The sequence below is a fragment of the Mycoplasmopsis felis genome, assembly GCF_034647055.2.
GTDB classification, from domain to species: domain Bacteria; phylum Bacillota_I; class Bacilli_A; order Mycoplasmatales; family Metamycoplasmataceae; genus Mycoplasmopsis; species Mycoplasmopsis felis.
Map to the genome: position 1 here is coordinate 148,207 of NZ_CP141047.2, position 20,822 is coordinate 169,028.

Sequence of the window (20,822 nt, forward strand, 5' to 3'; positions counted from 1 at the left end):
GAAACCTCTTTTTTCATTTCTAAAAATTCTATTATTTTTAAAATAATCATAATAATTTATAATTATTTATTTAAGGGAGACTTATGTGAAACTTATTTAAAGAGGTTTTTCGTTCTTTATTTAAAAACAAAATAGTAGTTTCTGGATTAACAATACTAATATTCTTAACATCTGGTATTTTTACAGTACTATATGACACAAGTAAAGCGATGAGAAATCAATTTAATTATTATAAAGATAAATCAGTTAATCATGACTTAACTGTAGATTTTAATTTACCATCAAGTGGTAATGCATATAATGGTGGTTATTATATAAACGGTCTAACAAAAGTTAGTGGTGGTTCTGGTTATGATAAAGGAATTAGATATATTGATCAAAATGCATTTTCAGAAAAAAATATAATAGATTTCACTGAAATAACAGACCAATATTTAAAGTTATCTAGTTTTAAACATAATGAAACATCTAAGAGTGATGAGTATATTTTAAGAAATGATTTTTTAAGTTTTTATAATAATTATATTAATGAAGAAACTTTAGAAGGTTTTACATTAAATTATGATAACCAAGAAAAACAAATAATTTTTAATAAAAATCAAACATTTAATTTATATAAAAAAACAAATAATGGAGATTTCATCCCAAGCAAAAATATAGAAATTTTAGACCAATCATCAATCTTTAGATTTGATAAAGAATATAATCTAAACGAAATTTCTTATATAACTAGTCAAAATCCTAAAGATATAAATATTTCTCAAATAGCAACATTATTCATAAATACACTTACAAAAGAATTAACATTTGATTTTATTAAAGGGAAAGAATGAGAAAAAGAAAGTTTTGTTTTAAAAATTTCAGGTTATGGTATTTCTTCTCTTTTAGGTTTTATACCTTACAATAATCAAAACAACGTCTTTGAATTTGATCATCAATCAGCTCCCACATTTTATGATAAACAAAAAAATGAAGATATCACATCATTATTTAACAAAAAAATAAAAACAGAATTAACATATTATGATTTATTTAAAAATGAAGAAATAAATATTATAGAAAGCAGAAAATTCACTTTTAAAAAAAATAATTCATATATACTCCCTCTCAACTGAGTCAAAAAACAAAAAACCGAATCTTTTTATTCAAGAAAACACTATGAAATAACATATAATAATTTAGACAAAGACAAGTGGACGGGTTCTTACAAAACTTTTATTGAAAATCAAATAAAAAATAACAACAATGTTTTACCAAACGATTTAAATAACTTTTCATATTGAACAAAAGAAATAAATTATTATAACATTCCATATGTTATACAAAATAATCAAACAGAATTAGGTGAAGAAAAATTACTAAGAGCACAAGAAGGAGCGTTAGATTACAATGATTTTCTCACTGTTGATTTAAGTATAGCAGACGAAAAAAATCAACCTGATAACTTCTTAAATAATATTTATTTTTATCAAGGAACAAAAAAGATAATTGAAATAGAAAACATACAGAATTTTAATGAAGAGAAATATGAAAATCTAATAGACAAAAATATTTTAACTAAAAAACAAAACATCATTAAAGAAGGTGCACTAAATATAGTTAAAAATGAAATTTACAATTATATATCAGAACAAGTATCGAAAGAAAATATAGGGATTAGGCAAAGCATAACAGTAGATGCTTTTGATGATGAAGGTGGAGAAAAAAAAGTTTTTCATTTTATTAATACAGGTAACAATGAGAGAAAAATTCACAACATTAAAAATAATATTAATTTACTAATTAATGATAATTCTCACAAAAACAATTTAAATAATTTATCTACCGAATTTTCAAAATTCTTTACAACAAAAGAATTAACTCCTTACATTTCAAGTGAAATAATAAAAAAATTAGCATCAAACATTATTCCAGATGAATCATATATAAAATTAAGTTATGAATACAATGATTTAGAGCATACTAATGAAATTAATGGAGATGTTAATACATACATAAAAAGTAAAATATATTTATTATCAAGATATACAAATAATAATCCAGAAAGAAAAAAAGATGATTTTTCTGGTTTAGGGATTGTTGTTCTTGGTGATACTATAACAGTAGTTGCCCCGGTGTATGATTCAAATAATAATATTATAAAATGAAAAAATGTTAATGTAGAAGGTTATATTAATGGGGACATACCAATTCAAGAAATTAATAATTATCTGCAAAAAAATAGATTAACACTTTTTGTGGAAATACTTAAAGATAGTTGGGTCGCAAAATCAAATTTGTTTTCTAATTCTGTTTATTTACCTTTTGTTTTCAGATCACCAGATAATACAATAGTTAGACAAGCTCTAGCTGAAAACACTTTAGCACTAGGAGTAGAAAGGATAGAAAAAAGTTTACTAGAAACAGATTTGGTTCAAAAAGGTTTTATTTCAAAAGAAACTATTTATGCAATTAAGGAAGCAATTAATATTTCATTTGATAAAAACAATTTTGCTACTATATTCTCAAGTGGACAAATAAATTTAAATATTTTACCTAAAATGATTCTAGATGGTATTTATGTTTTATCACATAACCCTAACGGAGATTATTTTAAAGAACTTTTAACTGGTTTATTAGCAAAAGTATTAGATTTATCAAATTCAAATTCTTCAGATGAAACTAATAAAAAAGAATATTTAAAAACAGAAATAAATAAGTTCTTTAACTTTATTGATTTATTAATTGGTTCTGATTTAAAAAATATATTTAATTTTAATGTTTTGATTAATTCTGCAAAAGATATAACACTAATGTTAACTTACATTATTGATTTAGTTAAATCCGTAGACTTTAAATTGTTTTCGGATTATAACCAAAACTTCTTTGATAATGAATACAATAAATTAGTCCCTAATCCAGATTTCCCTAGCGATAGAACAAAAGATTCGTTAAGAAAAATTAGTAGTTTTGAAATATTAATAAATTTCTTAAAATCTATTAATCAACAAACATTAAAAAGAACATTAATAAATATTATTAATAACATCGAAGTTCAATCATTATTTAACTTTAATAATAGCCAAAACATATTTAACATATTTTTAGGTAACTTAATAGAACCAATAAAAAGAATATTCCCTTTACTAAATTCATATAAAAACTCTATAGATTTACAATATAAAAACATTTTAGAGGGAATTAAGTTTTTAATTAATGCATTTGATTTTAATATTTTTATAGAAACTTTAGAGTCTAAATTAAAGTTAGTTCATTTTGAAACAGAAAGAATAGATCTTGATATTAACAAAAATACACAAAAAATAAAAACTACTCAAGTATCAAGCACATTAAGTGCAGAAGATTTTATATATTCTGCACTAAAAGCCTTTTTTAATGTACCAGGTTCTAACAAAAGAATTAAAGATGAATTGATTAAAATGTTGAATTTATCAAACAAAGGTTCAAGCCAAAAAATTGGAGATGAAGAATATTTAACTATCCCATCAAAAGACGAGAATAAATTAGATTATTTCGATTTAATTGCTCTTTTAAACCCATCACAACCTGTATCTGAAACACAACCTAATAATAACTCATCATTTATTAACATTAATGAATTTCAAAAAGTAGAAAGTCTGATAAATTATTTTAAGGAATTTGAGAAAATAGAATGAGAAACAATACCATCTGATTTGTTTAATTTATCTTCATTTTATTTCAAGGTTAAAAATAAAAAAGAGGTTTGAAACAAAGAACAAATAAACAAAATAATTAATGAGTGGCAATCAATAATAAACAATCTAAAAATAAACAGAAGTTCAAATTTATCTTCAAAACCTTTTTGAAGTTTAGTTGATTTATATATTAACAAAGAAAGTTCAGTTGAATCAAGTTTTTTTAGCAATTTTATATCAGGGTCATTTAAAAGTTTTTTTAATACTCAATATGAAGGATATAATTACTTAAAACACATTGTTCCTTTACTAAGTTTTTGGTGAGATTTATTCAATCCTGAAATAGAAGGCACAATCCAAGAAAAGAAAAATTTTTCAAATGAATTACTTAGTTTAATAAACACTAAAGAAGTTTTAGATTTATTTAATGATTTTAATTTGTTTCAACCATCTTCACAAAATATATTAAGATATAAAGAAACAGGTTTTGGTATTTCGAGGTCACTAGCAAATCCCGAAAAAATGAGAGAGTTTTTCTTCAGTAAAGATGACCTAGGAAGATACCAACAGAACACACTAAGAAGTATTTCTAGAAAATTTCCAAACCTAATTCCTTTCATAGAAAAAAACAGTTACAACTTAACTAGAATCATTTCTTATATTGCCTCTGATGATATGTATTTTAAATTAGATGAAAATCTAAATGAATATAATGGTTTTAATTTGAAATATAAGAACTTATTATCATCACTTACCTATTTATTTATAAATAAATACTTAAGAGACAACATTTTAAATAAATACAACGAAATTAATTATATTTTTAATAAAGATTATAAATCTATTTCTTTAGACAGATTAGGTGTATCAGATGTTTTATTAAATCCTATATTGTCCAAGAAGAATCCTCAAGTATTATTATGAATGTTATCAGATACCAATAACATAGGGGAATCAGCTTCAAATAACTCTAATTTAGCATATTTTATTAACAATAAAATTATAAATATAGAAGAACTAGTTAATGATGAAAAAAAAGCATATGACTTAATAAGTAGTTATTTTACAAAAAGCAAATTACTTGAGTCTATAGTAGAAAAAGATTATATTTATGAAATTTATTTAGATGAACACTTATTCACATCATTAACCGAAAAAGTCAGTTTAAATCCTGAAATATATAAGCCTTTTGGTATTGATTTATCTGATACGATAATTAAATTAATAAACTCAATCACAAGTTTAAATAAATTTGATACAGGACTAGTTTTTAATCAAAGTAGTTCATATGTTGCAAAACTTAATTATGCATATTTAATACAAAACAACAAAGAAATCTATACTGGTAATATTCCAGAAAACCCAATTCAATTACTTGAATTATTAAATAAACTTCCTGATAAATATCTTTTAGATGTGAATGGTTCAAAATATTTAATTATTGGTAATGATATTAGTTTTGATTATTTTTATCCCATATTAGATGAAAATAACTTACAAGTAAATACAAAATCACAAGCTTTAGTATACGTTAATGATAAAGGTTTTGATCGTATTGTGCAATCATATCAAGGTACTTTAATAAAAGAATATTTAACTGTTAAGAATAATACAAAAATAAGCAACGATTTATTAAAAAAAGATATTGAAAATTTTGTTCAAAGTAAAATAGATGATAATTCAAATTTACAAAGAACTTACCTATATGATGAATTAGATCCATTAAATCCTGAGAGAAGTTTAAGAATAAGTTCAGTAGAACAATTGATATTATCAATTTCATATGTGTCAAATATAATTTTAGGGTTATTAGTTTTTTTAGTTGTTGTGTCAGTTATATTTATTATCAAAAGATATATATCTAACAAAAATAAAGTTATAGGAATTTTATTTGCTCAAGGTTATACACCTCTTCAAATTGCTTCTTCTTTAACTGTTTTTGCATTTGTTACAATTTTAATTGGTAACTTTTTAGGATACATAACAGGATTTATGTTGCAATCTATAGCGATAAGAGTAATAGATAGTTATTGAACAGTACCTATTCAAACTTTAAATTTTTCTTTATTTACATTATTAGTTAATATTTTAATCCCTCTTATAGCAATGTCTGTGTTAATAATTACCGTATCATTAAGATCTTTAAGATATAAATCAATAGATTTAATGTCAGGTATAGTTGAACTAAGTACCAGTGAAACATATAAAAAATACACTACTTTATTTAGAAAAAGAAATATAAAAACCAAGTTTGGTGCTTCTTTAATCTTCAATAGTTTTTGAAAACTAGTTTCTTTCGGAATTAGTATAACACTAGCAAGTATTACTACAATATTTGGTTTATCAACCTTTGGAGTATTTCAGAAAACAATAAATCAAACCTATGAAAATAGAGCATATAATTATAGAATTGATTTGATTACCCCCACTGTTCAAGGTGGTTCATTTAAACCATTAAATCCAAGAGATATCAGAAATAATTTATATGTACCAGTAGGTAATATTTCGGAATTGAATCTATATCAATCGGACTACTTTAAAGCAGGTTATTCAAGTTCAATTAATGTTGATAATAAAAACGGTATACCAAAAATATTTGATGGACATTTACTAACACAATTCTCGGTGAATTTAAAAATTGATTCAAGTATTTCTATTGATCCATTTGAAATAGTTTATCAATCTTTACCTGATGTTCAAAAAGCACGTATTTTAAGTACTCGTGATGATGTAGGTAAGGCACTAACCTTTACTCAAAAAGATATTCCTTTTGAATTAGATTCGAATGGTCAAAAAACTTTATCATTCAAATTTGATAAAGTTAGAGCAAAAGGTATCGATCGATTCTTTATTTATCTACCGAATGAAAATAATATTATTGATGGTAAATTCTTTGCAATGGTTTGAGATGAAATAGAGAATAAATATACTCATCAAATAATTACAACTTCAATATTTAGAGAAGAATATAGAGAATTTCTAGTTAATGGATATGAACAACTTTATAAAGAAGGTAATGTAAGTGACTTCTTAATGATTTTTAATGGAATTTACTTTGATGAATTAACTGATGAGACTTATACATATGTTGATGCAACATTAAAAGATCAAAAAATAAGATTATATGGATACAAGAAAGATTCAAAATTAATTAAAGTTCCAGGTTACGGAGATTCAGATTTATTAAAAGAAATAAATGATGAGTTTGAGAATAATAACAACGATATAAATAAAGAAATTCCTTTAATTATAAATAGGGTTGTAGCAGATAAGTTTCATTTAAATATCGGTTCTAAAATAACATTAAAACCAAGCAATTTAACTTATACATATGAAAACAAAATTAATGAAAAATTAAACAAAATAACAAAAAAAGAAAATAATTATGTGTTTGTAATCAAAGGAATCAATCAAACGTTTATAAACAACGAGTTCATAATACCAAAAAAAGCAGCAGATAAATTAATAGGACTTGATGAACTAGTGGAAAACGAGTATCAAAGACTGAATAATATAGACTTAGAAAAATATAAATTTAATGGTATTTTATCTAAAAATAAATTGCCTATGCAACTATTATGAAGTGCAGGATTGTATTCTGTTTCTGGTTATTCAGGTTCAATAGGAAGTTTTTCAATTATAAGTTCTACAGAAAAAGATAAAAAGGATTTATTTGATGGAATTTTTGGTTCATTAAGAACAGTTAAAAACTCTAAATCACCAGGAGCATTGTCGACTTTAGGTTATACAGATCAAGAAATAATAAGTTTTATTGACAATACTATATTTGTTTCTGAATCTAATATAGAGGATATTTATAGTCAACTAAGAGAAAAACCAGATGATGCAATAAACAAATTTTCAAATATATTTGATGATAAATTGTATGTTCCGTCTGCTTATACGTTAGATTCAAAAGAAATAGAAATATCATTTACCTCTACAATAGGAAGTACAGTGCAAACAATTATTACAGCTTTAGCTTTATTGTGCTTCTTAATTTCAATCATGATATTAATTATAATTTCTACAATTTTAATTCAAGAGAACGAAAAAAACATTGCTATATGAAGCATTTTAGGTTATACAAATAAAGAAAAAGTAAAAATGTTTTTTGGTATTTATGTTCCGTTTATCATTCTTTCTATTTTAATTTCTATACCAATTGCATTTGGATTAATGTCTTTATTTGGTGTTTTCTTAGTAACTGGATCATCTATTTCCCTTCCTATAGCAATTTCATTCTTAACAGTATTAATAACATCATCTATTGTGTTTTTTGTATTCTTAATTACATCTATTTCTGCTTGAATTAATATTAATAAAATTAAAGCAATTGATTTATTGAAAGGAAAATAATGTGAAATTTTTTTAGAAGAAAAAAAGAAGAACAAACAGATAATATACAAATAGTTTCTAAAAATTCCAATATCAAAATAACTAAAAAAAATGTTTTTGATTATTTAGATAGTGAATCAAATGTTTCTATAATTAATGTTGACAATTCAATAGCAAGAATATTGAGAAAAGTCGGAAATAAAAAAAGAAAAAAAGATGAAAATATTAATTTAACAAATTCAGAAAACGCAATTATTGAAGTTAAAAATGTAAGTAAATATTACTTATCAGGAAACTCAGTAACAAAGGTATTAAAAAATGTATCTTTAACCATTAATAAAGGTGATTTTGTTATGATTTTTGGGAAATCAGGAGGAGGTAAATCAACTTTATTAAATCTAATAAGTGGCTTAGATAGACCATCTAAAGGTGATGTTATAGTTTGCAACAAGAATTTACCATATTATAGTGATTTACAATTAACTCTATTTAGAAGAAAACACGTGAGTTTTATTTTTCAAAATTATAACCTGTTGCAAAATCTTTCTGGGTATGATAATGTTCAAACAGGATCATATTTACAAAAAGATAAAAATTTAAAACTGGATATAGATAAATTATTTTCAGAGTTTGAATTAGAAGGAGTAAAAGACAAATATCCATCACAAATGTCTGGAGGGCAGCAACAACGTATTTCTATATTAAGGGCACTAGCAAAAAATTCAGAAATAATTTTTGCTGATGAACCAACAGGAGCATTAGACGAAAAAACAACAGGAGTTGTTTTATCTTACTTATATGATATCAATCAAAAATATGGAACAACCATAGTTATGGTTACTCATAACCCTGACATTGAAGCAATTGCAAACAAAATAGTATTTGTTAAAGAAGGAAAAATAAGTAAAGTTAAAACAAATCCAAATCCTGTCCATCCAAGCACACTTGATTGAAAAGGGTAATTTTATAATATAATTAACATATGAAAAAAATAGATGTAAAAATAGAAATCCAAAAAAATTCCAAAATCAAATATGAATATAATCGTAAAACTAAAGAAATAGAAGTTGATAGAATTTTAAGAGGTGATTTTGTTTATCCTTGTGATTATGGTTTTGTACCAAATGCACTAGACTGAGATGGAGATGAATTAGATGTTTTATTATATTCTTCAGAAACATTTCAGCCAGGAGTAAAATTAAGTGCAAGAATAATAGGTGCAATGAAAATGATAGATGATGGAGAAACAGATACTAAATTAATATGTGTGCATGCAGATGATTATAGATTAGACAATATCCAAAGTCTTAGTGATCTACCATCAGAATTTCTAGAAAAAGTCAAAACTTTTTTCTCAACATACAAAAACTGAAAACGTATAGGAATTACAGAGGTTTCTGGTTTTGAAAACATTGATTGAGCTTTAAAAGAATATGATGAATGTGTAGATTTAATGAATAAATATGGTTCTTTAGATAAAGAAGAATTTATTTCAAAAATGCAAAAAGAACACCCAGATAAATACAAATAAAAACAACTCAGTTTATCAATTGAGTTGTTTTTATTTGTCGATTCAAAGATCTTAAAATGGAAATTTCCACAAAAATTTCCATTTTAATGCAAAAAAACGGTATTACTTACAAATAAAAAAAAAAAAAAATACATATTATATTATAATAATAAAACTTTAATATAAGGAGTTTATTATATGAAAAAACAAATTAAAAAATTATTTTTAGGAACTGGATTAATTTCTATAGTACCAGTTTTTGCACTAGCTGCACAATGTGGAAAAGAAGGTTCAATTACTAGACCGTCAAATTATATACCAGAAAACCAAAGGGTAGCAGAAATAGTTAAAGACACTACATTTACTTTACCTGAGGAAATGGTAGGAACAAAATTAGTTGTTATAACTGACTCAGGTAGAGTTACAGATAAGTCATTTAACCAATCACAATGAGAAGCATTAAATGTATTGCAAGATCAAACAATGACTAAAAAAACAACAGAAGATGGAAAAACAGAAGATGTGTTCAATTTAAATATTAGTTCTATTGAACCAAGTGGTGATTACCCAAGTGCATACAATGCTGCTTTATCATCTGGTAATAAAGTTTGAGTTTTATCTGGATTTACACATGGTGATCACATTAAATCATACATTAAAGCAAATGCATCAAGATTAAAAAATGCAGGTGTTAAAATTATTAACGTTGACTTTGTTATAGACCCTGAAGAAGTAGGTTATGCAGATGTATATAATTTAACATTTAAAGTAAATGAAGTTTCATATGTAGCAGGTTATGCATTAGCTAAATTTATAAGCGAAAACGAAACAGAAAATAAAAAATTATCATCATTTGGTGGTGGACCATTCAATGCTGTAACTGACTTTATAACAGGTTATTTAAAAGGTATATACGATTGAAATAGAGAAAATCCTGATAAAAAAGTTACACATACACCAGTTAGATTAGATTCTGGTTTTGTTCCAGGAGAGCAACTTAATAATGTTATTAATGGTCTTCTAGCAGAAAACCCAGTATCAGCATACCCTGTTGCAGGACCTGCAACACAATCTACAATTACAATAAACAATAGTAAATCAAACTCAAAAACTAAATATATTATTGGAGTAGACGTAGATCAATCTAAATCATTAGGAACTGAATCATCAGGATTATTCTTTACATCTGTAATGAAAAACCTAACACAAGCTGTATATGATACTATTTTAGAAGTAGTCTTTAATAGTGATAAAAAACCTATTTTTAAAGGCGGAAGTACAAAACATATTAAAAAAGGTGATATAGCTGAAAATTGAGTTAAGTTAGCTGCTTCAACATTAACAAATGAAGAATTAAGAGCAAAAGCACAAGAAGCAATAACAACAGGTCAAAACAAATTTAATTCACTTTCTGCTGAAGATAAAGCATTCTTAGATGAAGATAAAGCAGAAAAAGGTGGACAACAATACGAAAATCTACAAGATTTAATTAACAAATTACTAGAAAAAGTAAATTCTTAATATAATAAAACACACATTTATTTTGTGTGTTTTATATCAATAGATTAAGAGGAATTAAATTTTAATAAACAAAAGGAATTTATGAAAGAACAAAACGCAATTGAGTTTATTGAAATTTCCAAATATTTCGGTCAGATTAAAGCAAATCAAGATATAAGTTTTGAAGTAAAAAAAGGTACAATACATGCTCTTATAGGAGAAAACGGAGCAGGTAAAAGTACCTTGATGTCTATCTTGTTTGGTTTATATGAACCAGATAAAGGTGTTATAAAGGTTAATAATAAAGAAGTATTGATAAAAGGACCAAATGATGCTAATAGATTAGGTATAGGAATGGTTCATCAACACTTTAAATTAGTTGATGTTTATACAAATTTAGAAAATATTGTTTTAGGATCAGAGGATAGTAATAAATATACAAAAATTATTGATTATAAATATGCTATTAAAAAGATTCAAACAATACAGGAAACGTTCAATTTACATTTTAATTTAAATAATATAACAGGAAAAGAGACTGTTGCAACACAACAAAAAGTAGAAATTATGAAAATGTTGTATAGAGATTCAGAAATCTTAATTTTTGATGAACCTACAGCAGTTCTTACAGACCAAGAAATTCAAGGTCTACTAGAAACATTTAAATTATTTAGAAAACAAGGAAAAACAATTTTATTTATTTCTCATAAATTAGGAGAAATAAAAGAAGTAGCAGATAATGCAACAGTTTTAAGACATGGAAAAATAACTGGTAATTTTAAGGTTGCTGATGTTTCGATAGAAGAAATGGCAAATAAAATGGTTGGTGGTGAAGTTGAAATAGCAAGGAATGAGTATTCTGATACATCAAATAATCCCGTTGTTCTTAAACTAAATAACATTTCAACTTCTTCAGAAAAACCTTTAAAAAATGTTTCTCTAGAGATTAAATCAGGGGAAATTCTTGCAATAGCTGGTGTTGAAGGTAATGGTCAAACAGATTTAGAATACGTAATAAGCGGAATGATTAAACCTACACAAGGTGAAATTCTCTTATCTAAAACTGATTTAAATAAAAAAAGAAGTAAAGAAATCCAAAAGAAAAATAAAATAAACAGTTTTATTTCACTTGGAATAAGTATTTTATCATTAGTAATTTCGATTATTTTATTCACTTTCCCAACAACAACTACAGACCAAAGACACATATTCACATTATTATGTGCAACATTAGTTATTTTGTCACTTATATTAATGTCAGTGTTTATTAATAAAGAATATGGTATTTACATAAAGAGAAAGTTTAATAACTTAAAAAAAGTTATATTAAAAAACAAAGAACCAATAATACAAAAACCAGAAAATGAGTTTATTAATTTAACAGAACATAGTGTTTCTAATATATCTCGTTTAGGAGTCTCATTTATCCCTAGTGATAGACACAAACATGGTCTAGTATTAGATTACAATATCAAAAGTAATACTATTTTAAGAAGATTATGAGACAGTGAATTTGTGAAATTTGCTATCTTACGTGAAAAATCAATAGCAAAAGAAAATCAATCAATTATACAAAAATATGATGTTAGGGGTGCTAGAAATGGTTTTTCACAAGCAAGACAATTATCTGGTGGAAATCAACAAAAGTTTATAGTTGGTCGCGAAATGAACACACCTCATGATTTTATTTTAATAGTTCAACCAACACGTGGTCTTGATGTGGGTGCTATCAAAAATATTCATGAACAAATTCTAGATGAAAAAACTCAAGGGAAAGCTATTTTATTAATTTCTTATGAATTAGATGAAGTTCTAGCATTAGCAGACAAAATAGCTGTTATAAATGGTGGAGAAATTTTAGCTATAAAAGAAACTAAAGATTTAACCAGAACTGAAATAGGTGTTTATATGGCACACAAAAAAGAAGGAGGTGTCTAATGAAAAAAAATGTTTATCATAAAAACAAAATAATTAATTATTTTGAAGGATTCAGACGCTATCTTCTTTTCGAAGATAAAAAAACAGGAAGAAGCAAAGTTTATGCTTCATTATGGTCAGTTTTCTTTGGTATTTTAATATCATCAATTATTTATATGATAATAGGTAATACCGGAAGTTCACCAAGAGGAACATCACTATTTAGTTTTATTTCCTATATGATTGATTTTTCTTTATTAAGAGATATCAACAGAACAGATTTATTATTATATTTTATATTTTTTGGTTTTGCTGGTTTAGGGGTTTCGTTAGCATTTAAATCTGGTTTATTTAATATTGGTGTAGCAGGACAAATGACTATGCCAGGAATAATTTTCTTTAGTGTTTTAATTTTATCTAGAGTGAAACCATCAGAACTTAATCCATCATTTTTAATAGGGATGTTATTTATATTTATTATTGGTGGATTTATAATGGGATCAATTTCAGGATTTTTAAAGGCTTATTTTAATGTCCATGAAGTTATTTCAACTATATTTTTAAACTGAATTGTTACTTACTTATCACAATGATTATTTACTAGAGTAAATGGAGTTTTTGGTGGATCAGAAGTAGCCTCTTGATTTGATGATATAGGGGGGACAGCAAAAATTTTTATCGCTGAAGATCAAATATATTCATTCATTTATTTTGGTTTTGCTTTCTTGATAATTTTATCTGCAGTAATTTGATATATATACGCTAAAACAACCTTAGGTTATAAAATAAAAATGGTAGGTTTAAACAAAACTAATGCAAAATATGTAGGGGTAAACGAAAAACTGATGACAGTTTTTGTAATGGCAGCATCGGGTGCATTAGTTGCTTTTGGAGGTTTCTTTTACATTATTTTAAAAGACGGTAGATTAACAGGAGAACCATCACCAATAACAATAGGTTTTGATTCAATTGCTATTGCTATGATTGCCTTAAATAGTCCTATCGGAGTTTTATTTTCTTCTTTCTTATATTCTATAATTTATACTTCTAGAACATTATTTCAAACATTACAAGGTAGCGAAAAACTAGAAAATGAATTTTTTGTGTTGCTTAATGGGATTATTATATTTGTAACGGCACTAAGTTTAATATTCTACAAATTTAAACCATTAAGAAGCATATTTAAGCAATGTTATTTAGCAACAAACAAAGAATACTGACTAAACTTTAAAACATATCATATAAGCAAATTTAAATACGTAATTCCAGAAAGAATAAAATTATTTAAAAAATATTGACAAAATTTAATTTTGAAATTCAAATTCAAGCAAAAAGAAAAAGAATATCAAAATTATGTTTTAGAAAAAATTAGCAAATCAAAAAACTACTCAAATGAAGAATTAATGAATATGTATGATTCTCTTTCAAAGAGTAAGTTTGAACACCTAAAAGAAAAAGAAAATTTTGGTTTACATGAATATACTGATGCATTAAGCAAATATAAAAACCAAAAATCAGGAAGAAAAAATAATTTTAAATTAATTAAAGAAAAAATATTTTTATCTTATTTATCAAGTATAAAAAACAACTATATGAAGAAATATAATATATCAGAAGGAGAAGAATAATGGAAATTATTATTAGTCATGCAGGATTCTTCTTTTGTTTATTATTACTAGGTTCTATTTCAGGTATTTTTTCAGAAAGAGCCGGAATTGTTAATATAGCAATTAATGGTTTCATGGTATTTGGAGCTGTTTCTTATGCTTTTTATAGTGCTTTATTTACAACTATCTGAGGAATAACTAATATGTGATCAGGTATAGCATTAATGTTGTTATCCTCAATTACAACAGTAGCACTATCATTACTATTTGGTTTTGCAACTATTAAATTAAAAGCAGACCAAACTATTTCTGGTTTTGCTATTAACATTTTAGCTGGTGGAATAGCAGCTTTATTAGTAACAATAATAACATTGCGTATTCAAAATTCTGGTTCTTATATAACATTTAACGGAAGACCAGAAATAGCATTATCACCAGATGAAAACAAATTTGCTAATTTAGTTTCGTTAAAAGTTTTTATAACTATTATTATTGCACTAGCATCATGATTTGCATTACGTAAAACAAAATGAGGTTTAAGATTTAGGTCAATAGGAGAAAATCCACAAGCAGCAGATGTTGCTGGAATTAGTGTTAATAAAATTAAATGACAAGCAATGATTATTGTTGGCTTAATCTCAGGGGTAGCAGGTTCAATATTCATTCAATCAACCCGTTTAGATAATTTCTCTTTAACAAAAGATGTTTCAGGATTTGGTTTTATTGCTCTTGCTATTATGATTACTTCAAGATGAAAAATTTCTATATCTATCTTAACATCCTTATTTTTCTCTATATTATTATCAATCTCATTTTATGGAACTATTTCATTTGGAGAATCATTCCAAAAATACAAGGATTTATTCCAAATATTACCATATATAGTTACATTAATTATTATGATAATCACAAGCAAGAATACACAAGGTCCAGCTGCAGCAGGAATACCTTATGATAAATCTAAGAGGTAGCTAAATGAAAATAGTTAATGATTATAAAAAGTTTCAAGAATATAAAGAGAGTGCAGATAAAAGTCTTTTTCCTTGAATAAAAGAATCTGTGAATAAAGTTTTAAAAGAAAAAACACCCATATTAAAAAAATACAGAATTTTAAAATATTCTTTTTTGGGTATTAGTATTTTATGATTGTTTATATCATTAATGATAATTATATTTTCTAAAAATGAAAATAATCTTATTGTTTCTTTAATTTTTTTTCTTTTATTTGTATTAACAATAGGAATTTCTGCTGTTATGTTTTATATTTATAATAAGAAAAAATATGATGTTTATGGGTTAATTAGAAGTCATATAGATAGATTATCACTTTATCAACATGCATTTACAGAATTAGATAAAGGTATTAAATATGTTGGTTATGTTCAACATGATAAATTAGAAAAAACAATAAACTTATATAAAAATTGTGAAATATTATCTGCTAAAGAATTAGATGCTTTTAAATCATCTAAAATTCCTTATGATGCTTATTTCAATAGAATATTAGACGAACATTATCTTTTAATAAATGACTATCCTGCTAAACTATATGTTGTTGAATATGAAAAAGAAACACAAAATTCTAAAGGTGAAATCACAAGATCTTATCATTATTCAGGTTTTATTAAATTAGACACAACTTATTTAAAAGAGAAAGCTTTTGAATTTACTTTACTTGATGGAAAATTTAGTAGAAAAAAATCTATTGAAACAGAAAATGATAATTTTAATAAAACATTTAATTTGGTTTCACCAGATCCAATTAAAGCTAGAATGATGTATACACCTTTATCTATGGAATTATCTTTAAAAAGATATTATGATAAAGAAGGAACTAAACTATCAGGATTAAAAATTCATTCAAGTGCTGCTTTAATTAGGTTTACATTTAATATTGATTCAAATTTTATGGAATTATCATTCCCAACATTCTTAAGTTCTGAGGAAAAATTAAGTAAACACATATACAAAGATGTATTATTAGATACATATACACTATATTACATATTATCATTAATATATATACCAACTTATTTAGATTAAAAATAACTCATTTGAGTTATTTTTAATTATAATATTTGTAATATTACTTGACAAACAAAGCTAGGAGAAACATTGAAAATAGATCATTTTATTAACAAAATAATACAAGGCGAAAATACTTATGTATTAAAAAAAATTCCAAACCAAAGTATAGACTTTATATTCGCAGACCCACCCTATTTTATGCAAACAGAAAAAGAATTATTAAGAACTAATGGTGAAAAATTCAATGGTGTAGATGATGACTGAGATAAATTTAAAGATTTCAATGAATATGATGAATATTCATTGAAATGATTAACAGAATGTCAAAGGGTTTTAAAACCTAACGGGACTATTTGTGTTATTGGTTCATTTCAAAATATATTCAGAATAGGCTATTTATTACAAAATTTAGGTTTTTGAATAATTAATGATATTGTTTGAAGTAAAACAAATCCAGTTCCAAATTTTGCAGGAACAAGATTTGTTAATTCTCATGAAACTATGATATGAGCTGCAAAATCAAAAAAATCTAAATTTACTTTTAATTATAAAACGATGAAATTTTTAAATAACCAAAAACAAGAAAAATCAGTTTGAAACATTTCTTTATCTACAGGAAAAGAAAGATTAAAAGATTCAAATGGAAAAAAAATACATAACACTCAAAAACCAGAAGCATTATTATATAAAATAATCTTAGCAGCAACAAAACCTAATGACTTAATTTTAGACCCATTTTTTGGGACTGGAACAACCGGTGTTATAGCAAAAAAAATAGGAAGAAACTGAATAGGTATAGAAAGAGAATTTAAATATATAGAACCTGCCCAAAAAAGAATAGAAAATACACAAATAGAGAGCAATAATATTACTAACTTAGATTTAGAAGTTCAACCTCCAAAAGTTTCTGTTCAAAAATTATTAGAATTTCATTATTTAAAACCTGGAGATTCTTTATATGACAAAAATAATAAGAAAATATGTACTCTATTAGAAACTGGTAAAGTATGGGATGGTGAAGAAGAACTCTCTATACATAAAATGAGTGCAAAAAAACTTAATAAAATAAATAATAATGGTTGAGATTATTTTTATGTTGAATATAAAAATAAAATTATTTCTATTAATGATTTAAGATATTTATTTACTGAGAAAAATAATGATTAATAAAGATATAAAAAGATTGATAAGAGAAGCAGTAAAAGAAATAATTAACAAAAGCCTTTTAAAAGTTAATTATTTATCCCAAAAACATAATAACAAAATTCACTTCATTCCTAAAAGATATAGAATACTTGGTGGAATATTACAAAGTATGAACATTCAGTTTGGTAATTTTATAGAAATATTGATTCAGAATTTGATAAAAGAAAATCCTAGATATGAAATAATCTCTAAATATTCAGGGAAGAGATATAATAATTTTCTTATATCTCAAGCAAATGAAAAACAAATAGATGAATATATAACAAGATGCCAACAAGATTTGAATATTGATTTAGATAGAGAATACCATAATCTCTTGACATCTTTAAAAACGAATATAAATAAAGGTAAATTCATAAAATCAAGCCATGATATTGATTTATTATTCAAAGACAAAAAAGAGAATAAAATTTATTATGTTGAAATTAAATACAATGATGATCATGATACTGGTAAATTTATAGATATAAATAGAAAATTTCTAAAAACTTATTGTTATTTGTTAAATGAAGAACTTGGAGTAAATACAGAAATTATTCCTATTTTGTTTTATTTTAATAACAAAATAATGAAAGGGAATATTTATTTACCAGAAAAGGAAGTAATTTATAGAGGAAAAAGATTTTTTGAGCAATTTTTAACAATTGATTATAAGGAATTAGATAATTATTTATTAAAACTATCAGAAAACCAAGAAACAATTAATATGTTTAATAATATGTATAATAATATACTTAAAAATAATTAGTAATTTTATTTAATGTGATGTTGGTTCATATAAATAGAAAACAAAATTTCTTATTATTTATTTTATGTGTTAAAATAATAACAGAATATAAAGGAATAACAAATGCAACAATTAAACACTTTAGTAATTAAAAACATTAAAAAAGCTATTAAATTTAATAGTTGTTTTTGTTATTTGAGTAATTATTAATAGTTATTATTTTTTATTTTAATTAAAATAAAACCTTTTACTCAAATAAGTAAAAGGTTTTTTCTTTATATTCATCAAATCAAAAAGAAGGAGAAGAAATGAACGAATTATATAATTATAATTTTGTTGACACAAAAACATTAAATACATTTCCTATAACAGAAATAGAAAATCTTGGGGATGGAAAATTTGCAGCAAAGAAATATACAATTTTTTGTGAAAGTACTTTTACATTCATTTGTAAGGTATAAAATATGAAAAATATAGAATTCAAGTTAAAAACACCAAGAAATTTTAAAACAATTGAATCAGGTGTTTTTAAATTATTCAAATCAACATCATATAAGTTGCCAGAAAAAGGTTGAAAAATCCATGTATCTTCATTTACAAATGATTTTAATGAAATATTAGAAATAACAATTAATTTTCTTTTCAAAAATAATATAACCTTTAAATATATTTCAAATAAAGAGGAATTTGTAAAATCAATATTTAATAAAAAACCATCAAATTTACTAGGAAAATTTATTACAATATATCCAAAAGATGAATCTCAAGCAAGTTTTATTTTAGAAAATTTAGAAAGTAAATTAAAGAATTATGATGGACCAGGAACATTTACAGATAGACAATATAAAAATTCTATACTACATTATAGATATGGAAATTTTATAAAAGAAGAACAAAGAAATCTAATTAAAAAATATAAACCAGATGATATAGTTGACCCATTTCAAAAAGAAGTAAAGATAAAGAAGAATATAAATAAATATGAAATAGTTGGTTTGATTTATTATGATACTTACTCAAATGTATGACTAGTAAAATATAAAAATATTTTTTATATTTTAAAGGAACTTAAATATAAGAATTTTTATAAAGAGGAAAATCATCATAAACAAAATGAATTTCTGATATCTAAAGATATCAGAAGTAGTTATTTTCCTAAAGCTGTAGAATGTTGAGAAGAATATAATAATTCATATTATTTATATGAATTCAAACAAGGAAGTAATTTATTAACTTTAAAAAGTCACTTTTGTACATTATTTGGTATGGAAAAAGATGAAAAGGTAAATCAAATTATTTCCCTTTTAAGTAATATTAAAGGTTTATTAAAATATTTAAAGAGAAAAAGATTATTTCTTAATGATGTGAAATTAGATAATTTTATTTGAAATGATGAAACAAAAAGATTAAGTTTTATAGATTTAGAATACTCATATTTGTCAAATAATAAAATAGAAAAAGAAGGTTTTTATAAAATTATTAATGAGTATGATGACAAAAGTTCATTATATTTTAAAAATGATAAAAATAAACTATTTTGAATGTTGTGTGATTTATTGTTTGATTATAAACTAGAATCTGAAATTAATTTTTATAAATATATATCAAATTTAACTTATATAAATCCTAGAATAGAAAAAATTATAAAAGAATTATTTACAATTTTTAATTTAGAATTTAATAAAAATATATCTTATCAAGAGGATTTTATAAAACTAGAAAGTTTACTAAATCAAAAAGAAAGTAATTTATATAATTTGTATAACTTATCAGAACCAAAAGAAATTTTTAAAATTTTGAATAACGAGTTAAATAACAATAATTTTTTATTTTATGAACATCTTAATGTATTAATCACACAAACAAAAGAAGATGCAAATCATTATCTAAACAAATGATTTATCGAAATCAAAAAGAACTTAAATGCAGAACACTTATTTTTTAATGGAAAAAATAACTCACCATATTTATTAGATGGAACTATGGGCATTTTATATTTACTTTGTTTTTATTCATTTAGATTTGAGAATAATGATTTCTTTGATGAAATAGAAAAAATAAGCAAAATTACATTATTATGATTTTCAAGAAAAATAGGATTAGGTAATGGTTATGCAGGTATCTTATTAGTTAATCATTTGATTAGCAAAATATTTTTAATTGATTATCTTTCATTAAAAAATAAATATCTTATTGGAAATTTCTATCAATATGTTAAAGATGAAAAGATATTAGATTATGATTTCAAAGAAATAGACAATAGTTTTTTAAAAGGGTATAAAGGACTATATTTCTTATTATCGATTTATAAAAAAGAAAGTGAGGTGAACTAA

At 24.0% G+C, this 20,822-nt stretch carries 12 protein-coding genes; all 12 read left to right on the plus strand.

Annotation, left to right across the window (positions count from 1 at the left end; all coding sequences use genetic code 4):
- Positions 1-83 precede the first annotated feature (83 nt).
- Positions 84-8,015 carry an ABC transporter permease gene (locus RRG59_RS00715; RefSeq protein ID WP_322902462.1) on the plus strand — a complete coding sequence of 2,644 codons (7,932 nt, stop codon included), beginning with the start codon at positions 84-86 and terminating at the stop codon, positions 8,013-8,015.
- On the plus strand, positions 8,015-8,956 hold the full coding sequence (locus tag RRG59_RS00720) for an ABC transporter ATP-binding protein (protein ID WP_161553406.1): 942 nt from the start codon (positions 8,015-8,017) through the stop codon (positions 8,954-8,956). The genes RRG59_RS00715 and RRG59_RS00720 overlap by 1 nt, the downstream gene beginning before the upstream one ends.
- A gap of 20 nt (positions 8,957-8,976) precedes the next feature.
- Positions 8,977-9,525, plus strand: a complete 549-nt coding sequence (locus RRG59_RS00725; RefSeq protein ID WP_322900535.1) for an inorganic diphosphatase — start codon at positions 8,977-8,979, stop codon at positions 9,523-9,525.
- Between the two features lie 177 nt (positions 9,526-9,702).
- Positions 9,703-11,025: a BMP family ABC transporter substrate-binding protein gene (locus RRG59_RS00730; RefSeq protein ID WP_322902463.1), complete on the plus strand. Its 1,323-nt coding sequence runs from the start codon at positions 9,703-9,705 to the stop codon at positions 11,023-11,025.
- An 81-nt stretch (positions 11,026-11,106) separates the two neighbouring features.
- A complete protein-coding gene (locus RRG59_RS00735) occupies positions 11,107-12,942 on the plus strand; it encodes an ABC transporter ATP-binding protein (RefSeq protein ID WP_322902465.1) in 1,836 nt (611 codons plus the stop codon).
- Complete coding sequence (locus tag RRG59_RS00740) at positions 12,942-14,549, plus strand: ABC transporter permease (RefSeq protein ID WP_322875992.1); 1,608 nt, start codon at positions 12,942-12,944, stop codon at positions 14,547-14,549. Before RRG59_RS00735 ends, RRG59_RS00740 begins: the two co-directional genes overlap by 1 nt.
- Positions 14,549-15,499 carry an ABC transporter permease gene (locus tag RRG59_RS00745; protein ID WP_036429789.1) on the plus strand — a complete coding sequence of 317 codons (951 nt, stop codon included), beginning with the start codon at positions 14,549-14,551 and terminating at the stop codon, positions 15,497-15,499. Before RRG59_RS00740 ends, RRG59_RS00745 begins: the two co-directional genes overlap by 1 nt.
- Before the next feature lie 4 nt (positions 15,500-15,503).
- The gene (locus RRG59_RS00750; protein ID WP_322902467.1) at positions 15,504-16,571 is read left to right on the plus strand and encodes a hypothetical protein; all 1,068 of its coding nucleotides are present in this window, start codon (positions 15,504-15,506) and stop codon (positions 16,569-16,571) included.
- A gap of 72 nt (positions 16,572-16,643) precedes the next feature.
- Complete coding sequence (locus tag RRG59_RS00755; protein ID WP_322902470.1) at positions 16,644-17,723, plus strand: DNA-methyltransferase; 1,080 nt, start codon at positions 16,644-16,646, stop codon at positions 17,721-17,723.
- Positions 17,716-18,510, plus strand: a complete 795-nt coding sequence (locus tag RRG59_RS00760) for a HinfI family type II restriction enzyme (RefSeq protein WP_322902472.1) — start codon at positions 17,716-17,718, stop codon at positions 18,508-18,510. The genes RRG59_RS00755 and RRG59_RS00760 overlap by 8 nt, the downstream gene beginning before the upstream one ends.
- A 287-nt stretch (positions 18,511-18,797) precedes the next feature.
- Positions 18,798-18,950: a hypothetical protein gene (locus RRG59_RS00765; RefSeq protein ID WP_156951257.1), complete on the plus strand. Its 153-nt coding sequence runs from the start codon at positions 18,798-18,800 to the stop codon at positions 18,948-18,950.
- A 3-nt stretch (positions 18,951-18,953) separates the two neighbouring features.
- On the plus strand, positions 18,954-20,822 hold the full coding sequence (locus RRG59_RS00770; protein ID WP_322902473.1) for a class III lanthionine synthetase LanKC N-terminal domain-containing protein: 1,869 nt from the start codon (positions 18,954-18,956) through the stop codon (positions 20,820-20,822).